This window comes from uncultured Aquimarina sp. (assembly GCF_947492405.1).
Taxonomy (GTDB): Bacteria; Bacteroidota; Bacteroidia; order Flavobacteriales; family Flavobacteriaceae; genus Aquimarina.
The window spans coordinates 965,345-984,533 of the sequence record NZ_CANLMP010000001.1; the positions used below are offsets into that span (position 1 = coordinate 965,345).

At 31.0% G+C, this 19,189-nt stretch carries 16 protein-coding genes; 1 reads left to right on the forward strand and 15 read right to left on the reverse strand.

Annotated features, from left to right (window positions below):
• Positions 1-133: 133 nt before the first annotated feature.
• Complete coding sequence (locus Q0829_RS04255; protein WP_298540311.1) at positions 134-1,276, reverse strand: glycosyltransferase family 4 protein; 1,143 nt, start codon at positions 1,274-1,276, stop codon at positions 134-136.
• A gap of 141 nt (positions 1,277-1,417) precedes the next feature.
• Between Q0829_RS04255 and Q0829_RS04260 the strand changes: the two genes are divergently transcribed.
• Positions 1,418-3,466, forward strand: a complete 2,049-nt coding sequence (locus tag Q0829_RS04260; RefSeq protein WP_298540314.1) for a hypothetical protein — start codon at positions 1,418-1,420, stop codon at positions 3,464-3,466.
• A gap of 80 nt (positions 3,467-3,546) precedes the next feature.
• Here Q0829_RS04260 and Q0829_RS04265 read toward each other — a convergent pair whose 3' ends face one another.
• From Q0829_RS04265 to Q0829_RS04330, 14 genes are all read right to left on the reverse strand, one after another.
• Positions 3,547-4,404, reverse strand: a complete 858-nt coding sequence (locus Q0829_RS04265; protein WP_298540316.1) for a beta-1,6-N-acetylglucosaminyltransferase — start codon at positions 4,402-4,404, stop codon at positions 3,547-3,549.
• Positions 4,394-5,392, reverse strand: coding sequence for a glycosyltransferase (locus Q0829_RS04270; protein ID WP_298540317.1), 999 nt, complete (start codon positions 5,390-5,392; stop codon positions 4,394-4,396). Before Q0829_RS04270 ends, Q0829_RS04265 begins: the two co-directional genes overlap by 11 nt.
• Positions 5,392-6,486 (reverse strand): EpsG family protein, encoded by a 1,095-nt coding sequence (locus tag Q0829_RS04275; protein ID WP_298540320.1) that lies wholly within the window; start codon positions 6,484-6,486, stop codon positions 5,392-5,394. Before Q0829_RS04275 ends, Q0829_RS04270 begins: the two co-directional genes overlap by 1 nt.
• A gap of 9 nt (positions 6,487-6,495) precedes the next feature.
• Entirely contained in the window at positions 6,496-7,701 is a 1,206-nt protein-coding gene (locus Q0829_RS04280; RefSeq protein ID WP_298540323.1) for a glycosyltransferase, read from the reverse strand.
• The gene (locus Q0829_RS04285) at positions 7,698-8,804 is read right to left on the reverse strand and encodes a glycosyltransferase family 4 protein (RefSeq protein ID WP_298540325.1); all 1,107 of its coding nucleotides are present in this window, start codon (positions 8,802-8,804) and stop codon (positions 7,698-7,700) included. Before Q0829_RS04285 ends, Q0829_RS04280 begins: the two co-directional genes overlap by 4 nt.
• Before the next feature lie 7 nt (positions 8,805-8,811).
• On the reverse strand, positions 8,812-10,380 hold the full coding sequence (locus Q0829_RS04290; protein ID WP_298540327.1) for a hypothetical protein: 1,569 nt from the start codon (positions 10,378-10,380) through the stop codon (positions 8,812-8,814).
• A gap of 4 nt (positions 10,381-10,384) precedes the next feature.
• Positions 10,385-11,548: a glycoside hydrolase family 88 protein gene (locus tag Q0829_RS04295; RefSeq protein ID WP_298540330.1), complete on the reverse strand. Its 1,164-nt coding sequence runs from the start codon at positions 11,546-11,548 to the stop codon at positions 10,385-10,387.
• Positions 11,549-11,565: 17 nt separating this feature from the next.
• Entirely contained in the window at positions 11,566-12,036 is a 471-nt protein-coding gene (locus tag Q0829_RS04300; protein WP_298540332.1) for an acyltransferase, read from the reverse strand.
• Between the two features lie 106 nt (positions 12,037-12,142).
• Positions 12,143-13,330: a polysaccharide pyruvyl transferase family protein gene (locus Q0829_RS04305; protein WP_298540335.1), complete on the reverse strand. Its 1,188-nt coding sequence runs from the start codon at positions 13,328-13,330 to the stop codon at positions 12,143-12,145.
• Positions 13,331-13,351: 21 nt separating this feature from the next.
• Entirely contained in the window at positions 13,352-14,380 is a 1,029-nt protein-coding gene (locus Q0829_RS04310) for a glycosyltransferase (RefSeq protein WP_298540336.1), read from the reverse strand.
• Entirely contained in the window at positions 14,377-15,510 is a 1,134-nt protein-coding gene (locus Q0829_RS04315) for a glycosyltransferase (protein WP_298540338.1), read from the reverse strand. The genes Q0829_RS04310 and Q0829_RS04315 overlap by 4 nt, the downstream gene beginning before the upstream one ends.
• Before the next feature lie 23 nt (positions 15,511-15,533).
• A complete protein-coding gene (locus Q0829_RS04320; RefSeq protein ID WP_298540340.1) occupies positions 15,534-16,664 on the reverse strand; it encodes a glycosyltransferase in 1,131 nt (376 codons plus the stop codon).
• A gap of 14 nt (positions 16,665-16,678) precedes the next feature.
• The gene (locus Q0829_RS04325) at positions 16,679-17,959 is read right to left on the reverse strand and encodes a nucleotide sugar dehydrogenase (protein WP_298540342.1); all 1,281 of its coding nucleotides are present in this window, start codon (positions 17,957-17,959) and stop codon (positions 16,679-16,681) included.
• A 39-nt stretch (positions 17,960-17,998) separates the two neighbouring features.
• Positions 17,999-18,997, reverse strand: coding sequence for an SDR family oxidoreductase (locus Q0829_RS04330; RefSeq protein WP_298540345.1), 999 nt, complete (start codon positions 18,995-18,997; stop codon positions 17,999-18,001).
• Positions 18,998-19,189 lie beyond the last annotated feature (192 nt).

A 19,189-nucleotide genomic window follows, 5' to 3' on the forward strand; every position in this document is an offset into this window, starting at 1 on the left:
TTACTAAATAGTTTTTATATACTGTTAAGGTTTATAAAGAGTAAGAGATCATAATGCTCTCTCATGGTAACTTACTCATAAAAAGTGAAATTAAGAATTTAATTGATTCTTATTAATATCCAAAAGATCTTTCTTATAATTGTTTATATTCTTCTAATATGGAATCCCACACAAATTGTCTCTCATAATTATCGCATACGATTTTACGAGCATTCATAGCTAACGTCTCTTTAAGCTCTGGTTGCTTTATAAATTTCTCCATGGCACCATACAGAAAATCAGTGTTTTTTACAGGGATGATCATTCCGTTCTTACCTTCAGAAATAATTTCATTACATCCGTTAATATCAGTTACAATACTGGGAAGTCCCATGGCTCCTGCTTGCAAAACCACGTTAGGAAATCCTTCTCTATAACTCGGAAAAGTTAATACATTTGATATTGCAAAATATGGTCTAACATCAGTTTGCCAACCTACAGGAATAATGTTCGGATTATTATTTATCTCCTCCTCTGTTTCCGGTAAAACAGGATCTAATTCTTTTTCATAAGACCCCACTAATATTAGTTTTACGTTTTCATACTCATCATTAATACGCTTAAATGCACTTATCAATTCATTAATGCCCTTGTCTCTTACAAGTCTCCCCACAAAAACATAAACCAAATCTAGAGAAGAAATTGATAGCTCTCTTTTCAATTCTTCTTTTTCTTTTTCTGAATACAAGGCGCTATTAAAATAATCGATATCAATTCCATTTACATTTCCATTAGCGATTATTTTTAGAGGCTTTTTGGTAATCTTATACTTTTTTAAGTCATTTTTAACTCCTTGTCCTTCTGGATAAATATGTGTAGCACATTTACATAACAGTTGATCTGTTTTAATTAACAATTTCTGAAATAAACCTTCTTTAGTTGGAAAAATTAATCCAGTAAAAGTGTGAACTCTATTTGGAACTTTTGCCAAATAAGAAGCGATCATACTAAGTAAACCTGCTTTTGGTGTTATAGAATGGACTATATATGGGTTTTCTTTTCTGAAAAATTTATATAATTTATAAAGCGCGACACAATCTTTGATAATAGATATTTGTCTTTGCATTTCTATATCAACCACCCTAATACCTTCACTTTGGCCTGCTTTTATTGCTTTTTCTCCTGGCGAAGAAACTCCAACCACATCATAATATTGATTAAGAAATTTCAATTGACCAGTCAATAATCCATAAGAGACATCAGAAGTTACTACCCTGATTATTTTCTTTTTTTTCATTAAAAAATGTTAAAAATTAAGATATTAGCTTTAAAATTTAAAAAAACAGGATAAAAAGTAAAAAAAGTTCGACGAACGAACAATAGTTTACAATTATTTACGTTATGCTCTTCAAATAAACCTAAATTATTAGCCAAAAAAATGAAAAAATTAATTTTAATCCTACTTATTTTTGGATTCATTTTCTCTTCTTCTTGTAGTAATGAATCCTTTGAAAATGAACTTATCGAAGAGGTTGACGAAAACGAAGACATTCCTGATGGAGAAGAAGATCAGGAAGAAGATGATAATCCCGATCCAGATGATACTATTAATCTTACACCTTGTGACTTTAGTTTAGAAGGAATAGCATCTAATTCTAGTGTCACTATTTCGTGTACTATGGATTTGGAAGGTGCAACAATAAATCTTCCTGCAAATACTACACTGATCTTTGACAATGGTCAAATCATAAATGGTACATTACAATTTGCGTCTGGAGGTACAATTGACGGGGATCTATTAAATATAAATTTAGACATTCAAGGAGAAGTAATTTTGAGTGATAATTCATTCGATTTTAGGTCAAATCGCTGGGAAATCAAATCTGGAACAGTGAGTGATGAAATCGCCGAACAAAATAAGCTAAATTTACAGTCAGCTATAGACCTTTCTAAAAGATTAGGAGCTCAAATTTTTAATACAGATGAGCTTGATGCCTTTTTTAAAGTTGGATTAGGTCACGGAGGTCAGCAAGGTTTATCAGAAAATGGTATTCATATCCCTTCTAATTTTAGACTAGAAATGTCGGAAAATACTTACTTAAGAGTGCAACCAACTCATTTCCCTTGGTATGTTTTATTAAGTACTTATAAAGTAGAGAATGTTACTATTACGGGTGGAACACTTATTGGTGATCGTTATGAACACGACTATTCTGATTTTATAGACGGTGATAATATCTCCAGAAAAACTCATGAATGGCCTGCATTAATTGTGACCGCAGGTTCTAGTAATATTGTGTTTGAAAATATCAATATCGAACATTCAACAGGAGATGGCTTTATTGTAGGTAGCGCAGGTTTTAGAACCAATCCGGGCGCAGTATGGAATGAAGGAATTGTTTTAAGAAATTGTACGTTGGATGGTAATCGTAGAAATAATATTAGTATTACTGATGGAGAAAATATTACGGTTGTAGACAATTTGATTATCAATGCTGGTGATGGTCCTACGAATCCGAATGGAGTGTTTAATTCTGCAGGTGTAAATCCACGTTATGGACTTGATGTAGAACCTTATGTAGAGTATGCCAGTTTTGATTTTGCCTCGAGAGTGCAATATGAATGGGTAGAGAATGTAAGTATTAGCAATAATCGATTTGAAGATAATTACGCAGGTAGTATCGTAGTATATTCTGGTGATAAAGTTTCTATTGACAATAATACTGCTGACCACTCTATATCCCTAAATGAAACTACAGGTAGTAATATAACTAACAATACCGTAGAAGCTAGATCTAACGTATCAGGACGAGTAGGTATTACTACTAGTGATTTTAGAAGATATACTGATTTTATAGGTGGAAATATCCAACAATATGCGCTAAATAATAACGTATCCGGAAATACTGTTCGTGGTTTTACTACAGGTTACTACATTAGAGGATCTGAGGCGGAAATCACAAGAAACTTTGGCTATGAAAATGAAGTAAGTCTAATTGTTGACAGAGCGGAAGACTTAAGTATTCATGACAATATTTATGAAAGTTCATTGCCTAATAGTGCAGGTATTATTTTAGGATCTTATGGTAACAATGTAAAAATATTTAACGAAAATGTTTCTGTTGCTGCTAGATATCTTTTCGTAAATAATTATAACCGAAACCTTGATTTCAGTAGTGAAGTAGAAAGTTTTACTGTTGAAATTTCTAATTGTGTATTATCTGGTAACAAATCTTCCAGAGTTTTTGATGCTATTGGTGTGCATTTGATAAACAATCAAATAAACACAGGAACAGAATTTGTACAAACAGACGGTACTCGATTTTTAAATAACACTGTGGTTGCAGAATTTGTAGATGGTGTGATCCTTGATAACTCTATGAATTGTCAAATTATAGAGAATAATTTTACGCTATCAGCTAATTATGAACCTGTTGTAGTTATGAATGAACCAACAAACGCTAATAATACTATTGAAAATAATTAAAAAAAATATTTAATAGCTTAATTAAGAGCCCTTAGTTACTAAAGTAGCCAAGGGTTTTTTATTTATAATTGTTATATCAATTAATTTTTAAGATCATTAAGCCATCCTTCAATAAATTTAGGATGGCTACTATAATTAAATTTTCTTGCAAACAAGGCATCACTTTTTTCAATTTTAGCTTTATCTTCCTCATTCAAGACTCTTGGAAATGTAGGGCCCGTGGTCCAATCAATATATCTTAAATCATAATGAACAATATTTTGTTTCTCTTTTGAGTTCATCAAAATACTTTGCACCCACATCTCATCGGTAGCCCTTGAATATTTTAATTTTTTCAAAAACTCTGGATAATCATTCAAAAATGCAAACACCTCCTCTACTGCATTGAGATTTAAATTTATCCAATTAGATCCTGCGTAATAATTTATAGGAAATCTTTTCACCTTTATAAAAAACATTCGTTGCAGAATCAAGGTAATTCTGGCTACAATTTTTACTATTTTTCTAGAGCTAATTTTCATAAACCAGAATCGATCCAGTCTATCAAACCCTTGATTAAAACCCCATGTCTTTATAGGTAAAGGATTTACGTACATATAAGAATTATCTTTATTGGTAAGAATAAACTCTTTAATTTGATTATTTGTTTTTATAGGGAGGTCATCACCACTTATATACATATAGTAGCTATATCTATTTTCATAAGCCTTTTCTAAAATAAATTTCATGTTTTCTACTTGGCTTACGTGACCCCAGTATACTTCAACTTCTTTAAAATAAAATACGTTCTCATGTTTTGGTAAATCAGCAATTTTCATTTCTGATCTTTTATCAATCTGAACAAATACATCAAAATCAGTTTGCAAATGATTAACCAATAGGCCAAGTTGCTTCGGTTGATGATGTGCTAATATTAAAATCGCTATTTTATTTTCCATATCGTATTCGATTATAAGTACTGCAAAAAAAGTTTCCTATTGAAAATAAGGGATAGATATTCGAAAAATTTAAAAAATATTTTTTATCCTTTGTTTCCGCTTCATACTTTGTTGGATAGAGATTGTCTTCTTTTAGTTTCTTAATAATTTCTTTTTTCGTTGATGTAGTTTTAGAATCTTTAAGAACACGAATGAGTAAAGTAGCGATAAGTGAACTTACCCTCCTTTTTAATGGAATATATGCAGAAGAATTTTCTGTGACTTCATTTTCGGTAAAATCATTAATCGATTTTAAGACTGTATGAATATCAAATATCATTTTTTCTTTTTTTGCAAAATTTTTAGTTCTTGTAATAGATCCTAAGCGTTGCAAAAAATGAGCAGCAATGTAATCTGTTGCTAATACTTTATTTGCCTTAAAAACCACACGTGTGTTAAATTCTATGTCTTCGATATAAACACCTTCCATAAAACGTAATTTATGTGTATTAAGAAAATTGCGATTATATAATTTATTACAAGCAGAACCCATATATCTTATTTCTGTTAGATACTGCTCACCTGTAAAAACTTTACCATTACTAGACTTTGCTAAAGAGTAAATTACATTTTTATCTTCATCAACACCTTGCGCTCCAAATTCTAATAGATCGAGTTGATGTTCTTCTGCCAGAGATATTAATTTATGTAAAGAATTAGGAAGTATATAATCATCTGAGTCTACACACAATAAATAGTCTCCTGTAGCAAAATCAAATCCAGAATTTCTAGCCCCACTGAGTCCTTTATTATCTTGATGAATAATCTTTAGGTTACTAATTGTCTTTTGTAATTTTTCTAAAATAGCAGGACTATTATCTGTAGAACCATCATTTACCGCTACTATTTCATACGTTTCGTGCGGTATATCTTGATCGAATACACTTTGTATACATTTTTCTAAGAATAACTCGACATTGTATACAGGTACAATTATAGATAATTTCATTACAATAATATTACAGTTAAAACATAGGTAATAGCAAAATATCCCAACATTAGATATCCAATTTTCTTAAATTGTTGATCCCAAATATTTTGTTTAAAAGGAGGGTAAAAAATTACTAAGGCCATCAAAAACCAAGATAGATAGGCAAATCTATTTGAAAAATTCGCACGTATGACCATCACCCAGAATGCATTGGTTAATAAATATGTCTTTAGAAGTTTATGATACGTCTTATCAGTAACCTTGAATTTATAAATATATAAGTAGCCCATAATTATTGGGATTGCACTATATATCAGAAAATCCCATCTAAACCCTGTAGAACTAAATTTACCTGCGGTCGGAGCATTATTTAAATAAGCACTCAATCGATCGTCACCAAATCCTAAACTCGCAAAAATACTTATTATAAATCCTCCTACAGTGAGAGATATAAAAATAGAGCTTACCCAGGCAATGAAATAAAATTTAATATTGTGATAAAAATTAGCCAAAATAAATACCAATAAAGGAAGACTCATACTTTTATGGAACAAAACACTAAGCATAAACCAGAATACCATCGGTACAACTTTCTTATCGTAAGACAAGGCTAATATAAAAAACGATGTTGCAATACCATTACGCATACCATTAACACCATAAGTGTAAAACGAAAATGAGCATACCAACATAAAGAAAACAAAGAAGTAATGCTTAGGAAACCATCTACGAGAAGCAACAAATAGTGGTATGATATACATACAGGCACAGATTAAAAAATACATCTGTAATGATATCAATTTTGATGCAACATAGGTAAAAATCACAAAACCTATATCACCTTCTTCTGACATTGGTGCCCCATGTTCATATGACGTGAATATATGTCCATATGTTGCCATATCTACAAAATAATACTCACTTAATGGTCTTAAACCAATATATAATAATAAAACAAATAAACTACCATAACCAAAAACCCTATTAAAAAATATCACCTTTCCTTCATCACCTTTTAGAGAAGAGGTATGCAATAACATAAATAACAACATACATAATCCACTATTAATGAAGAAGTAGAAATAATTTTTAAGAGGTATGAAATCTATCATTCTAAAGAATTATTTTAGATATTGTTTCGTCACATTTTGTAAATCGAATTTTGACAAAAGTAATTCATATTTATTTTCTATTGCATTTCGCAACGACGTCGCATTTTCTAGCCCAAGCTGTAATCCTTGACTTAAAGACGCTTCTTCTGATGCATAATTTAAAGTTTCTTCTGATGGAACTGATAAATCTCCTTTAAACAGATTAGGAGTAACGATTCCGCCTTCGGTCATAATATTATTATGTTCTATTAGATCTCTTTGATCAATACTCATAAGCTCTAATATCCCATCAGTACAGTTACTACTTACCACAGGGGTTTTGAGACACAACGACTCTACGATCACATTAGGAGTGCCTTCATAATATGACGAAAGTGATAGCAAAGTTGATGATGAAATATACTTATATGGATTTTTTCTGCGGCCTAAAAAGAATACGCTGTCTGATATTTTTAAATCGTTTATTTGCTTTTTTAAATAATCTAAAACCCTATCATCTCCGTCTCCAATAAAGACTAAGTTCGTTTTTTTAGTAATTGATAATTTGGAAAAAGCATTAATTAAATGCCACGGAGCCTTCTGTATAGACATTCTTCCTAGAAACAATATTGTATCTTCAGAAAAAATCTGTAATTCCTTGTTGTCTGTTATTTTTTCTTTAGAAAGTTCTATTATTTGAGATACATTATGTGGATTATAAATAACCTGAAGATTGTTAAAAGTGTATCCACAATTATCTTGTAAATCAAGTTTAATTGCTTTACTAATACAAACTACTTTATCAAAATTTCGATAGGTAGTACGATAGCTTAATTCAAAAATCCGATTGAGCATATTCTTGGCACTCAATTCTACACTTTTTAATGCATGTATACTAGCTATTTTAAACTCTTTAGTGTATGTCAATGAACTAAAAACATTAGTCATATCACCAAATGAAATAGAATGACTTATTTTTTCTTTTTTAATTATTTTTCTTAATCGCAACGGTGCTTTTAAATAAAATAGAGCTCTGTTTGATTTAGACATATCTGCAAAATCAATATCACTAAAATGATATTCATCTTGTCCAAAATTTATAATATCAGATTCTAGTTTTATTAACTTAACTGCTTTTACTTTATGCCCCATTGATCTGTAATGGTTATAAAAAGTAAAAGCCAGACGTTCCATCCCTCCTACACTACCATATGGCATGATTAATAAAATGTTCATATTTTATTTTTTGCTAGACTTTTAAACAATGTATCCCACTGGGGAACTATTTCTTCCGGAAGGAATCGACGAATATTTTCCTTTGCATTAGCTCCCATTTTTTTCCTCTTTTCTGGATTCAGAATTAATTTTTCAATAGCTTCAGAAAATGCCGAAATATCATTGTTTTCTACTAAAAAACCATCCGTATTATCAGTAATGATGTCACTTGGACCGCAAGGACAATCAAATGATATTGCGGGCACTCCACAAGCCATTGCTTCTATCAGTACCATACCAAAGCCTTCGAATCTAGAAGACATAACATATATTGATGAATTTAAATATTCATTTAGTATTTCCTTTGTAGGAGAATGAAACTCTACAGAACTATCGATTCCTAATGTATTCGCTAAACCTTCTAAATTAAGGCTTTCATCTTTTTTTCCATAAATTTTTAATTTCCAATCAGGATACTTGTCTTGAATAGTTTTCCAACTTTTTAGTAATCTATCATATCCTTTCTGATAACTCTGTCTTCCTACTGCCAATACTGTTTTTGCCTCTAATACTGCTTTGGTATCAGGATTGAACGACAAAGGATTAGAAATCACTTGTAAATTCTTTAATTTCCATTCACTAAGATTATCTGTAGTAAGTACGACAAAACGATCATACCGTTTAGCACCTAAATGCATAAGTCGGTATTTAATATTGGTAATTAATTGAGTCTTAAAAGAAACTTTATCTTCCTTTACCTCTATATTTTTGGACACATGCCTTTCATAAATCATCGGACAAGGTTTGCCGACAATACTAGGGACAAAAAAACCCTTTAATCCATCATCACAAACTGAAATCATATCCGGTTGCACCTTTTGGACTATAGATCTTAAACCTTTTTGATATTGCAAAAAATATTGAATAGGATTTCCCTTTACAGTAATATCGTGAAATCTAATAGTATCATTAAAATCATAAAATACAGGAGTATTATTCTGATTCATAGTAAGTATATGAATATCATATCCATATTTCTCAATTAAATAATCAGTTTTTATCGATAGAACTCTTTCTAATCCAGCAGATCCGCAAATTTGATTTGTAATATATAGTAATTTCATTCGAATTTTACCTTTTTATTTTTGATACTATTGCCAAATATGATTTTCTAAATATCCCTTTAACAGCATCCAATTCTGTAGTGTTCCTGTATGCTAACATAATAATAGTATTTGGTATCACTAAACAGAGTATTAGTTTAAGTATCAGGTTAACTAATATTGAAAAATTAAAATGTATCGATATATAATATGTTATACCTCCAGAAATTAATAAAAGTCCTAAAAATACCAGAAACCTTTTAAGATAGACGGATCCTTTTATTTTTAGTCCCAACTTAAAAACAATATAGGGATCATACCAAAAATTAGTAACCACTCTGGAAATAGCAGTTGCCATTAAAATACCAAATAAACCGTATTCACTACCCAACCAAAAAGAGAAAAGTAAATTCAGTAAAGCTGTAACTATCACCAAATATTTACCTTGATTAAAAAAACCATAGGTAGTTTTAAAAGTCCATATAGTACCCTGGACTCCAACCATAAAGAAATTAATGGCCAACATTAGTGAGATGTTTACTGGTAATATATATTCTTCTCCAATCCATAAAACAATAAAATCGTTAGAAAGAATTATAAAACAGATAGCACTAAAACCGTATATCCAAAGATTGGCCAAGTTGACCATCTTAAATGTTTGATACTGCTTATCTTTACTTTCTACAGCATTAATTTGGGCAATACTTGACGTGATATTATTAAAAACTTGCAAGATTAAAGCAGATATAATCGCAATAAGTAAGTTATAATTAGAAGCTAATCCTACTAATACCAAGCCCGAGAAATAGTTAATAATTATATTATCCGTATTATTAACAATGATTCCCCCTATTTTTATAACTAGTGTAGCTTTTGCATTAGAAATTATTTCTTTTTTAATAACAGTATCTACTTTTTCTTTTTTGAATTTTTTTAAAAAAGGATAATATCTGTTCACTAAATATGAAACAGAAACATTACTCAAAAACTGTAAAATCAACTGAGCTGCAAGATAGTATAAGAAGTCTTTATAAATGATCAGAACCAGAATCTGAACAACATTTTGGATCACATAGAAAATCAAGTAATTAACAGTAGTGATATAGTTTCTCTGGTCTGCATTTAATAGAGATACTTTATAAGAAAAAAAGTATGAAGATGCCGCGTTGAATAGAAAAAACAGATAGATTACTGTAATATTTTCAACAATTGCATCCGGTTTTACAGGAATTAACTCATCCAGAAATGGAATTACCAAACTACCTAATACAAAAACCGTTACTCCTATGGTTACATATACTTTTTTATATAAATTAAGTACTGCAGTAACGACATGTTCTTTCTTTTCTGCTAAAGGTTTATAAAGTGAATAAATAAATGCAGAACCAACTCCCAACTCGGCAAATGCCAGTACAGAAAGAATGCTGGTAAACAATCCATTAACTCCAAGATACTCTACCGCCAGGTACTTAATAAAAATAGTTCTACAGACAAAACCCAAAACAGTCTGTACAATCTGAGAAATTAAACCGGATCCAATATTTCTAAATGAATTTACCGTTCTAGAATCCGTATTAATACCCTTTATCTCCGCCATGTTATTATTTACTTTCTATAGCCGAAGACAGCCGTATGGTTAACCCCTGCACAAAAGGCATTAAATCAAAAGTGGTTGCATAAAGTCCGATTCCCTTGGTATCTCCTTGACAAAAATCAATAACACCATCTCTACGAGTCACTTTCATAAGAGATTGTACACATCTTTTGGCAGCCAAAAGATATTTTTCATCTTTATCAATAGTAAATGCTGTATAAAACAACCAGCCTGCAATTGCTGTTATAGAAGAATCATGTCTGGAAGAATCAACTGCAATCATAGCATTAAATCCTCCATCTTCTTTCTGAAAAACTAATGCGTCCTTTGCTGTTTTTTCTACGAGCTCTTTAAGATAGATCTTTGATGAATGCGTCTCATCTAACTCGTAATACATATCTGTAATTCCTAGAATAAACCATCCGAGTCCTCTACCCCATCCATAAATTCCTAATGGCATATCTTTTTTAAGATCATACGCGTGAGCTGGAATCATCTTGTTTGGTAAAAAAGCTTTAGCTACATAAGATTGTATTTGTAATAAAGCTAAGTCGATATATTCTGGTTTATTAAATTTCTGACCATAATATGTTAGAAACGGACAAATAAAACCGATGGTATCCACAAATCTTATTGAAGGAATGAAATCTCTATAAAAAATAGTACCATCTTCTCCTTTACAACGATCTATAAGTTCTATAACCTGATCAAAAGCAGGTTTTAGTTTAATAACATCAACATTTGTTTTGGTTAGTGCATACGCCAAAATAGCTCCATCTACATATTGTGGAACCTGTTTCCAGGTGCCAGTATGTATATCTATCTTATTATTAATGAATTCATCAATTTTTTCCTTTGTGTTTTCAGTATCAATTGCACCTAATAAAGCTCCTGCTTCCTGCCAGGATTGTATCGTCGTACTTCGATAATGTCCTTTTAGAAGATCTTTTATAATATAACTTTCATTATCAGTTAATTTAACCGTTGGTGTTTTGCGAAGCCAGGTTAAATTAATTTGTTTTACACTTTTTAGCCAGTTATTTTGATCTGTCCATCTTCCTATTTTATATCTCTGAAAAACACTTTTATAATAAAAAAACAAGTCTATCCCTATTACAAGTAATAAAACAGATAGTATTATGATAAGTAAAATCAATATGTAGTAGATCATTTTTAAATTTATTTTAGCTAAACAATATATCCAGAATCGTTTTCTAAGTCCCTATTCATTTGGGTTCTCATACTTTCAGTAATACCGTTATGTATGGTCCAATTTTCATCATACACCTTTGCTTCTTTTATCAAATCCTTATGCTTTTTAATATAGTCTTCAGTAGTACCAATTATTTTAGCTGGGTTACCACCAACAATTGCACCATCTGGTACAGATTTTACAACTACACTTCCTGCTGCCACTATTGCATTTTTACCAATACTAACTCCAGGCATAATTAGAGCACGAGCACCAATAAATGCACCATCTCCAATTTTTATTTTTGCAATTTTAGTATACCCTATATGACGTTTGGTACTTGCATCGTGTGCTAGTAGATAAACCTGAGGTGCAAACACAACATCATTTCCTATTTCGATAAGCCAACAATGAGAATAATCAAATTTCACCTCATTAAGCTGAAGAACATTTTCTCCTACTTTCATCCCCATTTTGATACAGTCTCTATAGTCAATATCCCTACTTAAACCAAAAATCTGTTTGAATTTACCCTTTATCTTGCTTAACATTATAAAAACTATTACACTGTTTCTAGTTGAGCGTTCCTATTTCTTTAGCTGCTTCAACTATTCTAGATTTATATTCTGGCATCATATCAACTAGATATTTTCTTATACCATCTTCTTTCTTTGCAAACTCTTTATATAAATTAGTTAAATCATTTTCTTCTTTTAATGATTGTACAGGAATTACATATCCTTCTTCAGAACCAAATAAATCCTTAGCAATTCCTAAGGCTTTTACTGAATACCCAACTACTAGAGTAGGAACACACTGAGAATAGGCTGCAATAGATGAATGGGTTCTAGCTGCAATAAAAATATTACATTTAGAAATTAAATATTTTAGTTGCATTCCATTCAGAGAATTATCTTCTGCCACAAAAAGAACCCTATCATTATCTTTATATTTATCATATAATTTTTTCAGTGGGATTCTATCATCATTATGATCCCACATTACGTGAGGGATTAAAGCTATTTGGTGTTTCGTTTCAGAAATTAGATATTCTATAAGCTTGCTATAATTTTCGAAAGCTGCTCCTTTATTTTCTTCATAGGACATAATCATTGGGCTTAGATTGATCCCAATTGTATTTCCTTCTTCAAAACCTTTAGGTAATGTTATTTCTTCTTTTTCTAATAAAAAAGCCGGGTCAGGACATAAACGTGCATTTTTAACTCCTTTTTCTAATAATGCGTTGTACGTAATAGTCTCTCTTGCAAAAACAAATTTATATTGCTTCAAATCCTTTACCATTTCTTCATCCATAGCACTTGGCTCTATAGAACAGCCCCATAAAATGGTATTTGTACCCTTCTCACGAACATGTTTATTCATAAAATAAATATCGCCTGGTCTACCATAACAATAATTATCTCCTCCAATTGACAAAGCTAATGTTTGTTTTCCCGCACTATTAAATACATCTCTATAAGCATATCTATCAAAAAAACCTTTATCACCAAATACGTGTCTTTTGACCATTCCTTTAAAATAATCAAATGATAGGGATTGTAATGGTCGTGTTTGCGGTAAAACTTTACATTTTTTATCCATCCCAAACTGTATATCCTCTTCCGGACGCATAGAAAATAAAACTTTATTTTTGCTAACCTCAGGGATCGCTTGGTCCATAATATCCAAAGTTGTTCTTACAATAGCTTCGCATCCGTGGTTGTAACTTCCTCCATGAGGATACATAATTATTTTATTCATCGTTTCGTCGGTTATTTTTAATTATTTAGTGTTGGTTTTTATTGTTTTTAAAATCGAATTACAAATCAAAAAAGAAAATACCATCTTATGTTTCATACATAAAACTATCCAAGAAGCATATTTTTCTTTAAATAAATATTTATAACTTTTTGTCAGCTCTTTTTCTTTTAGCAATATCCTAATTTCTTTATATTTTTCTCTAAATGTGAATCCAATATCATTAACTATTATAAAAATTTCGTTGTAAAAATAATCGAAAAGCCTATTATATAATACTCCCAGAGATTCTTTATCTGTTAACTGAATCCTATCAAAAAAATCAAGTAAAACGAAATGAATTCGTTTTGCTAATTCTGTTTTATTATGATATCGTTTTTTTGATAATGATTCTTGATTATCGTGAACATATTTATATACTACCTTATTTGTTACTGCTATAGAATTGATATGTTTAAAATATTCAAAATTAAAAAGCAAATCTTCTCCATAAGATAAAGATCTGTCAAACGATATTCCGTTATTAACAACAATATCTGTTTTATACAATTTGTTTACAGGTCCAAATAACAAGAATTTTTGTATTAATTCTAAGAATATATCCTTATTTATATGATCAAAATGAAGTGTACTTTCTTCTACTTCCCACTTGTCAAAAATATGACCATCTGTGTTTAAAGATTCAATAGCACAAACAGATAATTGAGCTTTTTCTTTTTGAATCGTATTGAACAAATGCTCAATATATAATCCATCTACATAATCATCACTATCTATAAACTGAAGATACGTTCCTTTTGCCATAGAAATCCCTGTATTCCTTGCATTAGAAACACCACCATTTGGTATATCTATTACCGTAATCCTATTATCTTCCTTTTCAAGATGCTTGCATATATCAAGACTGCCATCGGTAGACCCATCATTTACTAACAAAATCTGAAGATGCGAATATGTTTGACCAATAATAGATCGAATACACTTATCCAGATATTTTTCCGAATTATATATTGGAATTATTACAGATATTAATGGCAATTCTTTAGTCTTCATTTTTTCCAAAGTTCTTCAATCCTAGCCAATGTTTTTCTGCTATCAAAATCGCCACTTCTTTCTCTACTTTTTTCGGTATAATATGCCCTTAGTTTTTCATCTTCCAAAAATCTTTTTAAACCTTCATATAGTGCTTCCTTGTTATTTTCGGTTATAAGTCCAAATTCATTTTCACCTAATAATTCTAGCATCCCAGCACAATCTGTTGCTACGACTGGTTTTCCTAAAATTAATGCTTCAGTAACAACAGTACTAAATCCTTCAGAACGTGATGAGCAAACAAAAGCATCCGCCAAGGCGATAAATTGATAAGGATTAGACTGAAACCCCATCAAGCTAACTTCATTCTGAAGTTTATGATTCTTAATATAATTCTCTAATTCTGATCTTTGAGAACCTTCTCCGATGATTCGTAAATGAAAAGAGAAGGATTCGTTTTTTAGTCTATTTAATACTTCTAATAGTCGATCATATCCTTTCTGTGGTTCTAAACGCCCCACAGTAACAAGTTGTAAAACCTTGTCGGACTCTATGTTAACCGTAGGCTTTAATTTAGACTTTTCGATGATATTCTCTCTATCTACAGGGTTATACTTAACAGTTAAACGCTTATTCATATTGAATTTACGCGAAAAAGCATCTTGTACACTCTTAGACACACTAACTATATGGTCAAATTTAGTATAACTATTACACTCGTCTTCATAATTATTATATGCAATTTCACTCCAGTGATTTGCTTCTAAATCGATATGAACCCAGGCAATTTTAATTGAATTTTGATTAGACCCACTAATAATTCTGGTACTATACCCTTCTATAAAGGCTACTTCTACATCATAATCTCCTTTTATGAACCACTTATAAAACACCTTAGCCGAAAATCTATTATAGACAAATGACTTTAGTTTATTCATGATTTTGATGCTCAATTGATTTTTTAGAGATCCTCCGCCTTTATAGCCTCCATTATATACAGATCTATACTGAACGCCTTTAGGATATAAGGCAGTATCATACTTCTCATTCTTTACACCATATAAAGTAATGTCATATACATCTTGATCCAACTGTCCGAGCAGCGTCTGAAGAATCTTCTCGGCACCACCTCCGTAGAGGTTATTAATCATAAAAACTATTTTCAACTTGGTACTCATAGTATTTCTTCGATACTTTTTATAGTTTTTTTAATGTCAAAATCTGCGCCTCTTTCTTTACTTTTAGCTGTATAATGAGATCTTACTTGTTCATCCTGTAAAAATTTCTTCAACCCAATATATAAAGCCTCTGTGTTGTTTTCGGTTATCATACCATATTCATTATCACCCAAAAGTTCTGTCATTCCAGAACAATCGGTTGCGACAACAGGTTTTCCTAAAATTAAAGCTTCGGTAACAACCGTACTGAAACCTTCTGATCGGGAAGAACATACAAAAGCATCAGCAGTATTTATAAACGCATAAGGATTCGTCTGAAAACCTAAAAGTGTCACGTAGTTTTGTAAATCATTTTCCTCTATATAATTTTCTAATTGTTTTCTTTGAGAACCTTCTCCGACAATCATTAACTTAAACTCAAAAGAATCTTTTTTTAGTTTGGAGACTACTTCTAATAATCGATCATATCCCTTTTGTGATTCTAATCTACCAACGGTAACTAGATGAATTAAAGAAGTTTCTTTTTGAAAATCTATTTTCTGCAATGATTTTTCTAAAATATCTTTTCGATCTACTGGATTATACAGAACTTTTAATCTTTCTTTAATACCAAATCTTTTTGAAAAAGCATCTTGTACACTTTTGGCTACGCTTATTATATGATCAAATTTTTGGTAGGCTTTTACTTCCTCTTCTAAGTTTTTATACTCTATTTGTGTCCAATGATTCGCATATAAATCTATATGAACCCAAGCTACTTTTTTAGAGTTCTTATTGGAAGAGGATGCAATAATTTTAGTACTAAAACCTTCTACAAAAGCAACTTCTACATCATATTTTTCTTTAAAAAACATTGTATACATCCATTTAGATGGTAGTATATGTATTAACTTATATTGTAATCCATACCACCTTCTTTGAATACTGTTTTTATTATCACCAGGGTTATTTAAAATTGCCTTATAAGTACAAATGCTCTTTAAATAATCATTATATACTCCTACGTCTACCAGTGAACATACCGTAATTTCATACTTAGATAAATCCAAATTAGATACTAGATCTGTTAGTACTTTTTCAGCTCCTCCACCAGATAAACTTTCTACAAAAAATAAAACTTTTTTCACAGCTTATAGTCTTTTTAAAGTCTTCCGTGCACTTTCTCTTTCAAAATCCCTTTTACATCATACAAAACTCCATTTGGTTTTAATAATGAATTAAGATTAATATCAAGATATTCTTTATGCGCTACAGTTAATACAATGGCATCAAACTTAATATTTGGTAGTTCTTTTACCGTATCCAGATCATATTCATGTTTCACCTCTGATGGATTTGCCCAAGGGTCATAAATAGTAATATCTGTTCCGAAATCTTTTAGATTCCCTATTACATCAACTACTCTGGTATTTCTAACATCTGGACAGTTTTCCTTAAAAGTAATCCCAAGTACTAAAATAGTAGCTCCTTTAATTTTAATATCATGATTAACCATCAATTTAATAACTTCAGAAGCAACATATTGTCCCATGCTATCATTCAATCTTCGCCCTGCTAATATAATTTCAGGATGATATCCAAACTCTTGTGCTCTTTGAGCTAAGTAATACGGATCTACTCCTATACAATGTCCACCCACCAAACCCGGTTTAAAAGGCAAGAAATTCCACTTAGTCCCAGCGGCTTTTAATACTTCACTTGTATCAATATCCATTAAATTAAAAATCTTAGCCAGCTCATTTACGAAAGCAATATTAATGTCACGTTGAGAATTTTCTATCACTTTAGCTGCTTCTGCTACTTTTATATTTGGTGCCAAATGAGTTCCCGCAGTAATGACTGATGCATATAATGCATCTACTTTTTCACCTATCTCTGGTGTTGAACCTGCTGTTACTTTTAGAATTTTTTCGACCGTATGCAGTTTATCACCTGGATTGATGCGTTCTGGAGAATATCCAGCATAAAAATCTTCATTAAATCTTAATCCACTTATCTTTTCTAAGACCGGAATACATTCTTCTTCAGTAACCCCTGGATATACTGTGGATTCGTAAATAACAATATCTCCTTTTTTAAGTACTTTGCCAACAGTTTCACTGGACTTATACAGTGGAGTAAGATCTGGTCTATTATTTTTATCTACTGGTGTAGGAACAGTTACTATATAATAATTACAATCTTTAATATCTTCTAAATCATCAGAACAATATAAGCCTTGGTCTATTTGAGAATTACTCTTCAACACTGATTGCAAAACTTCATCTTCAACTTCTAAAGTTGTGTCTATTCCGTTTCTTAATTCTTCTATTCTATTTTTATTAATATCAAAACCAATTACAGGAAACTTTGTAGCAAAAAGTCTAGCCAAAGGAAGACCTACATATCCTAAACCTATGATTCCTATTTTAATATTCCGCATTCTTGTTATGATTATTTCTTTTATATAAAGGTTATATCATTATTTAAGATTGTCCCAGTACCATTTTACAGCTTCTTTTAATCCAGATTTCATGTCAAACTTAGGGGCGTATCCAAGAAGTGTTTTTGCTTTATCCACAGAAGCCAAAGAATGTGGCACATCACCTTTACGTTCAGGACCTTTTTTGACTTCTACATCAGAAATCTCAGCATCAAACTCTGATAAATACTCCTTTAATAAAGTAACCAGTTCATTTAAAGTAGTTCGTTCTCCAAAAGCTGTATTATATACATTGTTCAATGCTTCTTTATTATCAGAAACAATAGCTTTTAAATTCATTTGAACTACATTATCTATATATGTAAAATCCCTAGAAAAAGATCCATCACCGTTAATTACAGGTGACTCATGTTTCATAAACTGCATTACAAATTTAGGAATAACCGCTGCATATGCTCCATCAGGATCTTGTTTACGTCCAAACACGTTAAAATAACGTAATCCAATGGTATCCAAATCATACGTTCTTTTGAAATTATCTGCGTATAATTCATTTACATATTTGGTAATTGCATACGGTGATAAAGGCTTTCCTATCTTTTCTTCAACTTTTGGCAAAGTTTTGGAATCTCCATAGGTAGAAGAACTAGCCGCATATATAAATCGTTTAACTCCAGCATCTCTAGATGCTACGAGCATATTAAGAAAACCTCCTACATTCACATCATTAGTGGTTATTGGGTCATTTATGGATCTTGGTACAGATCCCAATGCTGCCTGATGTAATATATAATCAACACCATTAGTAGCCTTATGGCAATCTTCTATATTCCGTATATCTCCCTCAATAAATGTAAAATTTGGATTTTCGTTAATAGCTGCTAAGTTTTTCTCATGACCAGTGGCAAAATTATCTAAACCTATAACTTTACTACCCTTTTCTAGCAAAGCTTCGCATAGATTGGACCCTATAAAACCTGCCGCTCCAGTAACTAAAACAGTAGAAGAACTCAATAGTTCTAATTGGTTAGTGTTCATGATTTTTTGTATTACCCCTTGATTTTTAATCCCCTACGTTATGCTTATCGCATAGACTGCGCGAAATTAAGATTAAACAATAGAACACACAACTTATATCAAAGGGGATTTTAACCCTTAACAAAACCCACGATGCTCCGTCATCCCAAAAAAAAATCAATTCATCGATTCAAATATTATAACCAACTGTAA